At 65.2% G+C, this 10,440-nt stretch carries 8 protein-coding genes; all 8 read left to right on the top strand.

Annotated features, from left to right (window positions below):
• The first annotated feature begins 241 nt into the window (after positions 1–241).
• The 8 genes from VK533_RS08735 (at position 242) to VK533_RS08700 (ending at position 10,405) form a co-directional block, all read left to right on the top strand.
• The gene (locus VK533_RS08735) at positions 242–2,557 is read left to right on the top strand and encodes an FtsK/SpoIIIE family DNA translocase (RefSeq protein ID WP_324376491.1); all 2,316 of its coding nucleotides are present in this window, start codon (positions 242–244) and stop codon (positions 2,555–2,557) included.
• Positions 2,558–2,560: 3 nt separating this feature from the next.
• Positions 2,561–2,923 (top strand): low molecular weight protein tyrosine phosphatase family protein, encoded by a 363-nt coding sequence (locus VK533_RS08730; protein ID WP_324376489.1) that lies wholly within the window; start codon positions 2,561–2,563, stop codon positions 2,921–2,923.
• 76 nt (positions 2,924–2,999) lie between these two features.
• Positions 3,000–3,665, top strand: coding sequence for a pyrimidine 5'-nucleotidase (locus VK533_RS08725; RefSeq protein ID WP_324376487.1), 666 nt, complete (start codon positions 3,000–3,002; stop codon positions 3,663–3,665).
• Positions 3,662–4,480 carry a 2,3,4,5-tetrahydropyridine-2,6-dicarboxylate N-succinyltransferase gene (gene dapD / locus VK533_RS08720; RefSeq protein ID WP_324376485.1) on the top strand — a complete coding sequence of 273 codons (819 nt, stop codon included), beginning with the start codon at positions 3,662–3,664 and terminating at the stop codon, positions 4,478–4,480. Before VK533_RS08725 ends, dapD begins: the two co-directional genes overlap by 4 nt.
• A gap of 107 nt (positions 4,481–4,587) precedes the next feature.
• Positions 4,588–6,618: a M13 family metallopeptidase gene (locus VK533_RS08715; protein WP_324376483.1), complete on the top strand. Its 2,031-nt coding sequence runs from the start codon at positions 4,588–4,590 to the stop codon at positions 6,616–6,618.
• 47 nt (positions 6,619–6,665) lie between these two features.
• Positions 6,666–8,690: a M13 family metallopeptidase gene (locus VK533_RS08710; protein WP_324376481.1), complete on the top strand. Its 2,025-nt coding sequence runs from the start codon at positions 6,666–6,668 to the stop codon at positions 8,688–8,690.
• Between the two features lie 69 nt (positions 8,691–8,759).
• Positions 8,760–9,647, top strand: coding sequence for a DMT family transporter (locus tag VK533_RS08705; protein WP_324376479.1), 888 nt, complete (start codon positions 8,760–8,762; stop codon positions 9,645–9,647).
• The gene (locus VK533_RS08700) at positions 9,647–10,405 is read left to right on the top strand and encodes a glutaminyl-peptide cyclotransferase (protein ID WP_324376477.1); all 759 of its coding nucleotides are present in this window, start codon (positions 9,647–9,649) and stop codon (positions 10,403–10,405) included. The genes VK533_RS08705 and VK533_RS08700 overlap by 1 nt, the downstream gene beginning before the upstream one ends.
• Positions 10,406–10,440 lie beyond the last annotated feature (35 nt).

Here is a 10,440-nt window from a genome sequence, read left to right as displayed (position 1 = left end):
CCGACACGGCGGACGCTTTCTCGCCCGACATGATCATGGACGGCAATCTCGGCATGCCGTTCCTGCGCAACTGGGTCGTGACGTTCGACCTGAAGAACGGCCTCGTCTGGCTGGGCAAGCCGCCGGTGCCGCCCAAACCGGCGACACCGTTGGTCGGCTGAAGCGCGCCCCCGACGCTTCGAGGCGAATTGCCCTGCCGGAACATTTCGTGCACAATTAGCCCGTCTGAGAGGGGTTGGTGATGGCGACACGGATCGCGAGCGGCGTGAATTGGCGTGGCCAGATGCGGCATATCGGCCGGCGCGGCTGGGCGATGCTGAGCGCGCTCACCGTGCTCGCTTTCGCGTTGATGATCGGCTTCGCGCTTGCATCCTATTCGTCGACCGATCCGGCGATGAACACCGCCGCCGCGCCGGTTTTCCGCAACGTGCTCGGCCCGGTCGGAGCCTGGAGCGCAGACATCCTGCTGACCGCATTCGGCCTTCCCGCCGTGCTGCTGATCCCGCCTTTGGTGGTGGTTGCACTTCGGCTGTGGCGCGGGGTTCATCCCGGCCAGTGGAAGCGTGCGCTACCGATCACGATCATCGCGATGCTGCTCGGCGACGTCGCACTCGCGCTCGTCCATATCGGCCTGTCGAGTTCGCTGCCCGCCGGCGCGGGTGGGGCGATCGGGCTGGGCACGGCCAAATTGATCGACAACGGCCTCGACGCGCTCCAGCCGGGCTGGGCGGTCGGCATCCGCATCGCCAGCGTGCTCGTGCTCGGCATCCTCGCGATCACGATGGCCTTGTGGTCGCTCGGCCTCGATGCCGAGGAGCGCGCGGCCTTGTTCCGCCGCCGAGAGAAAGTGGCGCGCGAACGCGTTTCGGTGACGCGACCGCTGAAGCAGGCACTCACCCGCGCCCCGCGCAAGGAAATCGAGGATGACCTCGATGAGCCGGAGCCGCCGCGTCCGACCATCACCACGCCGGCCAAGCCGGCGCCGCCGAGCCAGCGCACGCAGCGCGAGCGCCAGGCCAAGCTCGATCTGGGCGATACCTGGATCCTGCCGACGCTCGATCTGCTCGGCGCGCCGCCGCCGCCGCAGACCGGCCAGCTCGACAAGAATGCGCTCGAGCGCAACGCGCGCCTGCTCGAAACCGTGCTTGAGGATTTCAAGGTGCGCGGCCGCATTACCGAGGTCCGCCCCGGCCCGGTCGTGACGATGTACGAGCTTGAGCCGGAATCGGGCGTCAAGGCGAGCCGCGTGGTCGCGCTCGCCGACGATATCGCGCGCAACATGTCGGCCTTGTCGGCGCGGGTCGCGACCATCCCCGGCCGCACCGTAATCGGGATCGAGCTGCCCAACCAGAAGCGCGAAAGCGTCGTCCTGTCGGAACTGATCGCGAGCAACCAGTTCGAGAATCAGGGACCGGGCAATCTGGCGCTCATCCTCGGCAAGAATATCGCGGGCGACCCGGTGATCGCGGACCTGTCGCCGATGCCGCATCTGCTCGTCGCGGGCACGACCGGATCGGGCAAGTCGGTCGGCCTCAATGCAATGATCCTGTCCTTGCTTTATCGGCTCACGCCCGATCAGTGCCGCATGATCATGATCGATCCGAAGATGCTGGAACTGAGCGTCTATGACGACATTCCGCACCTGCTCTCGCCGGTGGTGACCGAGCCCGCCAAGGCGATCCGCGCGCTCAAATGGGCGGTCGAGCAGATGGAAGATCGCTATCGCATGATGGCGACGATCCAGGTGCGTAGCCTCGCGTCGTTCAACGAGAAGGTGAAGGCGGCCAAGGCCAAGGGCCAGCTCCTCGGGCGCCGCGTCCAGACCGGCTACGACGCCGACACCGGCCAGCCGATCTATGAGGAAGAGAAGCTCGAATTCGAGCCGATGCCGATGATCGTGGTGGTGGTCGACGAGCTCGCCGACCTGATGATGACCGCGGGCAAGGAAGTCGAATTCCTGATCCAGCGGCTCGCGCAAAAGGCGCGCGCGGCGGGCATCCACCTGATCATGGCGACGCAGCGTCCGTCAGTTGACGTCATCACCGGCGTGATCAAGGCCAATCTGCCGACCCGGATCAGCTTCCAGGTCGCCTCCAAGATCGACAGCCGTACCATCCTCAACGAGCAGGGCGCCGAGCAACTGCTGGGCAAGGGCGACATGCTCTACGTCGCCGGCGGCAAGCAGATCGTGCGCGTCCATGGGCCGTTCGTGTCGGACGACGAGGTGCGCGCGGTCGCGGATCATTGGAAGGCGCAGCGTCCGCCCGAATATATCTCGGCGGTCACCGAGGAGCCGATGGACGGCGGCTATGCGATCGAGGGCGCGCCGACCGGCCCCGACGATCCCGAAACCGCGAGCTATCGCAAGGCGGTCCAGCTGGTGGTCGAGAACCGCAAGGCCTCGACCTCATGGCTGCAGCGCCAGTTGCGCGTCGGCTATAACGGCGCGGCGCGGCTGATCGAACGGATGGAGAAAGACGGCATCATCTCGCAGCCCGACCATGTCGGCCGCCGCGACGTGCTGATCGAACCGAGCGATCTGGCGAACTTCCTGTAAAACATGAAGCGCTTCCTGTTCGTATGCAGCCAGAACAAGCTTCGCAGCCCGACCGCCGAACAGATTTTCTCAACGCGGGATGGCATCGAGGTGGCCTCGGCAGGCACGAACAACGACGCCGAGAATCCGCTGACGGGCGAGCTGCTGGCGTGGGCGGACTACATATTCGTGATGGAGCGGTCGCACCGAGCGAAGATCCAAAAGCGCTTTCGGAAGGTGCTGAATGGCAAGCAGCTCGTCTGCCTGGATATCCCGGACGATTACGCGTTCATGGATCCCGAACTCGTTCGCCTGTTGAACGCCCGCATGGCTCGTTACCTGCCGCAGGGAACAGACGCGAAGGGCGACCGACAAGCGCTGCATTAGACCGCGATAGAAATAGGCCCCAGCCTGCGCTGGAGCGACGGTTGCGCGGGTGGATGGGCCCGCCTACCAGCCGCGCATGCTGCCCGCCCTCGCCCATATCGACGCCTGGATCTTCGATCTCGACAACACGCTCTATCCGGCGTCGGCGGACCTGTTCGGGCTGATCGACAAGCGCATGACCGCTTATGTGATGCGCATCACCGGCCAGTCGTTCGAGGATGCCTACAAGGTCCAGAAGACCTATTTCCGCGAGCATGGCACGACGCTCAACGGGCTGATGACCGATCATGGGGTCGATCCGCACCACTTCCTCGCCGACGTGCATGCGATCGAGATGGATGTGCTGCAGGAAGACAAAAACCTGATCGATGCGATCGCGCGTCTGCCCGGGCGCAAATTGATCTTCACCAATGGCGACGAGCCCTATGCGCGGCGCGTGCTGGCGGGGGTTGGCCTGTCGGAGAGTTTCGAGGCGATCCACGACATCCACGCCATGGCCTATCGGCCAAAGCCGCATGCCCATGCCTATGAGTCGATGGTCGCATCATTCGGGATCGACCCGCATCGCGCCTTGTTCGCCGACGATCTCGCGCGCAACCTGCCGCCGGCCAAGGCGCTGGGGCTGACCACGCTCTGGATCGACAATGGCTCGGAACAGGTCGGGGCAGACATAACCGACGGGATCGATTACCGGACCGGCGACCTGGGGCTCTGGCTCCACGAAATCTTGGGGGAAGAATGACGCTCGAAGCCACGATCGACGCCGCCTGGGAGGCGCGCGACACGCTCTCGACCGCAACCCGGGGCGAGGTGCGCGATGCGGTCGAGGCCGCGCTTGCGGGATTGGATGCGGGCACCTTCCGCGTCGCCGAGAAGAAGGGCGATGCCTGGACGGTCAATCAGTGGCTCAAGAAGGCGGTCCTGCTCTCGTTCCGGCTCAACGACAATGTCGTGGTCGATAATGGCACGCCCGGCGGCCCGGCGTTCGACAAGGTGCCGACCAAGTTCGCGGGCTGGGATGAAGCCCGTTTCCGCGCCGCCGGCTTCCGCGTTGTGCCGGGCGCGACCGTCCGTCATGGCGCGCACATCAGCAAGGGCGTCGTGCTGATGCCGAGCTTCGTCAATATCGGGGCTTATGTCGGCGAGAATACGATGGTCGATACCTGGGCCACAGTCGGCAGCTGCGCGCAGATCGGTGCGAACGTCCATATTTCAGGCGGTGTCGGCATCGGCGGCGTGCTCGAGCCGCTCCAGGCCGGCCCGGTCGTGATCGAGGACAATTGCTTCATCGGCGCGCGTTCCGAGGTCGCCGAGGGCGTGCACATCGGCGAGGGCGCGGTGCTGTCGATGGGCGTCTATCTCGGCGCGTCGACCAAGATCGTCGACCGCGCGAGCGGCGAAATCTTCATGGGCCGTGTGCCGCCTTATGCGGTGGTGGTGCCGGGCAGCCTGCCGGGCAAGGACGGCGGCCCCGGGCTTTATTGCGCGGTAATCGTGAAGCGCGTCGACGCGCAGACGCGCTCCAAAACCGGCATCAACGAATTGCTGCGCGACTGAGAGTCCATAAACGACACCGCTTTGGAGCCCAACGTCCCATTGGGCGCTAGCGCCCGCCCCCCGTGCCGCTTAGAAAAGTCGGCAATAATGTTTCGCGGGGACGCAATATGAAGACGATGCTGCGGGCGACGGTTGCGACTGTCGCGCTGGTGATGGCGCTCACGCCGGCGATCGCCGCCGACACGACCAAGCCGAAATACGGCCCGTGGGGCGTCGATTATGCCGACATGGACAAGAGCGTGAACCCGGGGAGCGACTTCTTTGGTTTTGCCGAGGGCACCTGGCTCAGGGACCACCCGATCGCCCCCGATAAGATCGGCGCGGGCTATAATTACGACATGCCCGACGATGCCGAGCTGCAGCTGCGCGAAATCGTCGAGGATGCCGCCAAACGCCCCAACGACGCGATCGCGCGCCAGATCGGCGATTTCTATGCGGCGTGGATGGACAAGGACGGGATCGAAAAGCGCGGGCTCGCGCCGCTCCAGCCCTATCTCGCGCATATCGCCGCGGTGCGAGACAGGAAGCAGCTCGTCGCGCTGATGGCAGAGCCGGGTTATGCCGCGCCGATCGACATCGGCATCCAGGCCGACGAGAAGGATCCGACACGCTATACCGTCGTCGCCAGCCAGGCGCGGCTCGGCCTGCCGACGCGCGATTATTACCTGCTTCCCGGCGCCAAGTATGAGGCCTTCCGCAAGGCCTATCGCGACTACATCATCCGGATCGAGACGCTCGCCGGAATTCCCGACGCGGCCGCCAAGGCGGACAGCTTCATCGCGCTCGAGACGCGACTGTCGCAGGATCAGTGGACGCCCGAGCGGCGGCGCGATCCGCAGGCGACCTACAACCCGATGACGCGCGCGCAGCTTGCGAAGCTCGCGCCCGAATTCGATTGGACGCCGACGCTGGCCGGCATCGGCCTGAGCAAGATGCCGATCGTCGATGTGAGCGAGCCGAGCGCGGTGGCAGCTGCAGGCAAGCGCGTCAGCGACGTGCCGCTGCAGACGTGGAAGGACTATATCGCCTTCCGCTTCATCAGCGATCATGCGCAATATTTGCCCAAGGCGTTCGATGACGCGCGCTTCGATTTCTACAGCCACACGCTGCGCGACGTGCAGGAACAGCGCGCGCGCTGGAAGCGCGGCGTGGAATTGCTGGACGCGGATCTGGGCGAGGCGGTCGGCCAGCTCTATGTCCAGCGCCATTGGCTCCCCGACACCGAGCACCAAGCCAATGAGCTGGTGAGCGACATGCGCGCCGCCTACGCCGACAAGATCGAGCACGCCCCGTGGATGGACATGGCGACGCGCAAGGAAGCGCTGGCCAAACTCGCGACGTTCGATCCGCGCATCGGCCATCCCGCCAAATATATCGACTATGCGAGCTTCCGGGTGAGCCGCACCGATCCGCTCGCCAATGCGATGGAATCGGGCCGGTTCGAATGGCAGTTGCAGCTCTCCCGCCTTGGCAAGCCGGTCGATCGGACCCTGTGGGACATGACCCCGCAGACGGTGAATGCCTATTACGATCCGACCATGAACCAGGTCACTTTCCCGGCCGCGATCCTGCAGCCGCCCTTCTTCGACGCGGCAGCTGATCCGGCGGTCAATTACGGCGAGACCGGCGCGACGATCGGCCATGAGATGGGCCATGGCTTCGACGACGAAGGCCGCCAGTTCGACGCGCAGGGCCGCCTGCGCGACTGGTGGACCAAGCCGTCCGCCGATCGCTACACGGTGCATGCGCAGATGCTGGCCAAGCAGTTCGACGCGTACGAGCCGATCCCGGGCGTCCACATCAAGGGCCAGCTCACGCTCGGCGAAAATCTCGCCGATCTGGGCGGGCTCGAGGCCGCTTATGCCGCCTATCATCGCTACGTGGCGCGACATGGCGAGCCGCCGGTGATCGACGGCTATACCGGCGATCAGCGCTTCTTCCTCGCTTATGCCCAGTCGTGGCAGGGCAAGCGCCGCGAAGGCGCGCAGCGCGCGGCCTTGCTGTCCGATCCGCACAGTCCCGACGCCTATCGCGTCAACGGCATCGTCCGTAATTTCGACCCCTGGTATGCCGCGTTCAGCGTCAAACCGGGCGATGCGCTCTATTTGCCGCCCGACCAGCGCGTCCAGGTCTGGTGAGCCCGTCCCGCGCCGTTTTTCCGATCCTTTCCGATGCGAGAGCCCTTATGAAACTGATGCTGAAAACCGCCGCCGCTGTGGCCGCTCTTACCGTCTTTTCGCCCGCCTTCGCCGCAGCCAAGCCCGTCTATGGCAGCTGGGGCTTCGATTATGCCGGCATGGACAAGACGGTGAAGCCGGGCGACGATTTCTGGGCCTTTGCCAACGGCACCTGGGGGCGCACCACCGATTTCGCGCCCGACCGCAGCAGCGCGGGCGTCAGCGTCAAGCTGGCCGACCAGGCCGAGATCGACGTGCGCGACCTGCTCGATGCTGTTGCCCGCGATCCCAAGGCGAGCGCGACCGACCGCAAGGTCGGCGACTATTACAAGGCCTGGATGGACACGGCCGCGATCGAGGCGGCGGGCACAAAGCCGCTCCAGCCTTATCTCGCGCGGATCGATGCGGTGGCGACGCGCGACGATCTGATCCGCCTGTTCGCCGCACCCGGTTTTGCCGCCCCCATCGATGTCGGCATAATTCCCGATTTCACGGATCCGACGCGTTATGCGGCGATCGCGACGCAGAGCAGCCTCGGCCTGCCCGACCGCGATTATTATCTGCTGCAGGGCGAGAAATATGACGCCATCCGCAAGGCCTATCGCGCTTACGTCGTGAAGATCCAGCAGCTCGCCGGCTTCCCCGATCCGGAAGGACGTGCCGACCGCATCATCGCGCTCGAGACCAAGCTCGCGACCGACCAATGGTCGCGCGCCAAGCGCCGTGACATCCAGGGTCTCTATCACCCGATGGAGATCCGGCCGCTGACCGCGCTCGCGCCGCAATTCGACTGGCCGGTCTATCTGCAGGCGCTGGGTCTGGGCGATGTCCCGACGGTGATCGCGGGCGAGACCACCGCCATCACCGCGGCGGGCAAGTTGCTCGACGACGTGCCGCTTTCGACCTGGAAGGAATATCTCGCCTTCCGCTTCGTCAGCGACCACGCGACCGACCTGCCCAAGGCGTTCGATGACGCACAGTTCGATTTCTACAGTCGCACGATGAACGACATCCCCGTCCAGCGCGACCGCTGGAAGCGCGGCGTGCAGCAGGTCAACGGCGCGCTCGGCGAGGCGGTCGGCCAAGCTTATGTGAAGCGCCATTATCCGCCCGAAAGCGAGCGGCAGATGGGCGAGCTGATCGAGAATCTGCGCGCGGCTTATGCCGACAAGATCGGTCATGCCACCTGGATGGACGAGGCGACGCGCACCGAAGCGCTCGCCAAATTGAAGGCGTTCGAACCGCGCACCGGTCATCCGATCAAATATATCGACTATTCGCCAATGGTGGTGAGCCCGGCCGATCCGCTCGCCAATGCGATCGCGGCGAGCGACTTCCAGTGGCAGCTGCAATTGTCGCGCTTCCCCAGGCCGGTCGACCGCAGCCTGTGGAACATGACCCCGCAGACGGTGAACGCTTATTACAGCCCGCTGGCCAACCAGATCACCTTCCCGGCCGCGATCCTCCAGCCGCCATTCTTCGATCCCCACGCGGACCCGGCGGTCAATTACGGCGCGATCGGGGCTATCATCGGCCACGAAATGGGCCACGGTTTCGACGATCAGGGCCGCAAGTTCGACGCGAGCGGCCATCTGCGCGACTGGTGGACCAAGGACACCGCCGACGCCTACACCGTGCACGCGCAGAAACTGGTCGCGCAATATAATGGCTATGAGCCGATCCCCGGCACCAAGATCAACGGCCAGCTCACGCTGGGCGAGAATCTGGGCGATCTGGGCGGGATCGAGGCCGCCTATCAGGCCTATCGCCATTATGTGTCACAGCATGGCGAGCCGCCGGTGATCGACGGTTATACCGGCGACCAGCGCTTCTTCCTCGCCTTCGCCGAGGCGTGGCGGCAGAAGCGCCGCGACGGCGCGACCCGCCAGCAATTGCTGAGCGATCCGCACAGCCCGGCTTATTTCCGGGTCAACGGCATCGTCCGCAATTTCGACCCCTGGTACAAGGCGTTCGACGTCAAGCCGGGCGACAAGCTCTATCTGCCGCCGGACGAGCGCGTCCACGTCTGGTAAGGCTTTGAGAGCAAGCGGCGGGATGGTCTCCCGCCGCTTTTCTTTTATGTCCGGACCATGGCCTCGCACATGAACCGCGCCGACTGGGCGACCCTGCTGATCCTGTCGGTGCTGTGGGGCGGATCCTTCTTCTTCATCGGCATCGCGATCCATTCGATTGCGCCGATCACGCTCGTTCTGCTGCGCGTAAGCCTCGGCGCCGGCCTGTTATGGGCGTGGCGAATCATCCGGCGCGAGGCGTGGGTGCTGCCGCGTGCGGTGATCCCGGCCTTGTTCCTGCTGGCTTTGCTCAACAACGCCCTGCCCTTCATCCTGTTCGCGTTTGCGCAGCGGACGATCCCATCCGGCCTCGCCTCGATCCTCAACGCGACCACGCCGATCTGGGGCGTGATCGTCGCGCATCTCTTCACGCACGACGAGCGGATGACGCCGGGCAAGGTCGCGGGCGTGCTGCTCGGCTTTGCCGGCGTCGCGGTGATGATCGGCGCCGATCTGCTTGGCCAGATCGGAACAAACGTGCTGGCGCAACTCGCCTGCCTGGGCTCGACCCTGTCCTATGCCCTTGCGGGCGTGTGGGGCCGCCGTTTTCGGGGACTTGGCGTTTCACCGGTCGCGGTGGCGACCGGTTCGCTCAGCGCGGCCGCGATCATCCTGCTGCCGCTGGTGCTGCTGTTCGAGCCGCCCTGGCAGGCCTCCGCACCCGCGCCCCAAGCGTGGATGGCGCTGGCCGGCCTCACCTTCTTCTCGACCGCGATCGCCTACATCCTCTATTTCAAGCTGCTCGCGTCGGCGGGCGCGACCAACAGCCTGCTCGTCACCTTCCTGATCCCGGTGACCGCGATCCTGCTCGGCACGTTCGTGCTGGGCGAGCATCTAGCGCCACGCCATTTCGCGGGCATGGCGCTGATCGGGCTTGGGCTGGCGGCGATCGATGGACGCCTGCTAAGGCGGCGCTGATGCGCCGGATCGCCGCCCTTCTGCTCGTCTTTCTCGCGTGGCCGGCCGCAGCCGCGTTGCCGGTCGAGCAAGCGCGCGTGATCCGCACCTACCCACACGATACGACCGCCTTCACCGAAGGCCTGCTGATCCGCGACGGCTGGCTCTATGAAAGCACGGGATTCGAAGGGCGCAGCTTCATCCGCAAGAAGGTGCTCACCACCGGCCGCACCGTCCAGAGCATCGCGATCCCGCCCAATCTGTTCGGCGAGGGCATCGTCGATTGGGGCAACACGCTTTACAGCTTCGTGTGGCACGGCGGCAAAGGCTTCAAATGGACGCTGCCGGGGCTGAAAGCGGCGGGAAACTGGACCTATAGCGGCGAGGGCTGGGCGATGACCCAGGATGGCCGCCACATCATCATGTCCGATGGCACGCCGGTGCTGCGTTTCCTCGATCCCAAAACGATGCGGGTCGTGCGCCGCCTTCGGGTCACGGTGGAGGGCGCCCCGATCGCTTCGCTGAACGAACTCGAATATGTCCGGGGCGAGATCCTGGCCAATATCTGGCAGACCGCCATGATCGCCCGCATCGATCCGCATACCGGCAAGGTGAAGGGCTGGATCGACCTTACCGCCTTATGGCAGCGGGCCGGCACCGCGAACAGCAGCGACGCCGTCCCCAATGGCATCGCCTATGACAAGGCGACCGGAAACCTGTTCGTGACGGGCAAGGACTGGCCGTTCCTGTATCAGATCAGCCTGCCCGGCGGGCACTAGAGCGATTTCTAACCGGGTGGAATCACCCGGTGACT

This window comes from Sphingomonas sp., assembly GCF_035317925.1.
Taxonomy (GTDB): domain Bacteria; phylum Pseudomonadota; class Alphaproteobacteria; order Sphingomonadales; family Sphingomonadaceae; genus Sphingomonas_I.
The sequence above is the reverse complement of the archived record's forward strand: the minus strand, read 5'-3'. Positions and strand labels throughout refer to the sequence as shown.

Bases quoted from the DNA above. Each gene is read 5' to 3' on its own strand.
- VK533_RS08725 (WP_324376487.1), top strand. From the start codon at position 3,000: ATGCTGCCCGCCCTCGCCCATATCGACGCCTGGATCTTCGATCTCGAC.
- VK533_RS08715 (WP_324376483.1), top strand. From the start codon at position 4,588: ATGAAGACGATGCTGCGGGCGACGGTTGCGACTGTCGCGCTGGTGATG.
- dapD (WP_324376485.1), top strand. From the start codon at position 3,662: ATGACGCTCGAAGCCACGATCGACGCCGCCTGGGAGGCGCGCGACACG.
- VK533_RS08730 (WP_324376489.1), top strand. From the start codon at position 2,561: ATGAAGCGCTTCCTGTTCGTATGCAGCCAGAACAAGCTTCGCAGCCCG.
- VK533_RS08700 (WP_324376477.1), top strand. From the start codon at position 9,647: ATGCGCCGGATCGCCGCCCTTCTGCTCGTCTTTCTCGCGTGGCCGGCC.
- VK533_RS08705 (WP_324376479.1), top strand. From the start codon at position 8,760: ATGAACCGCGCCGACTGGGCGACCCTGCTGATCCTGTCGGTGCTGTGG.
- VK533_RS08735 (WP_324376491.1), top strand. From the start codon at position 242: ATGGCGACACGGATCGCGAGCGGCGTGAATTGGCGTGGCCAGATGCGG.
- VK533_RS08710 (WP_324376481.1), top strand. From the start codon at position 6,666: ATGAAACTGATGCTGAAAACCGCCGCCGCTGTGGCCGCTCTTACCGTC.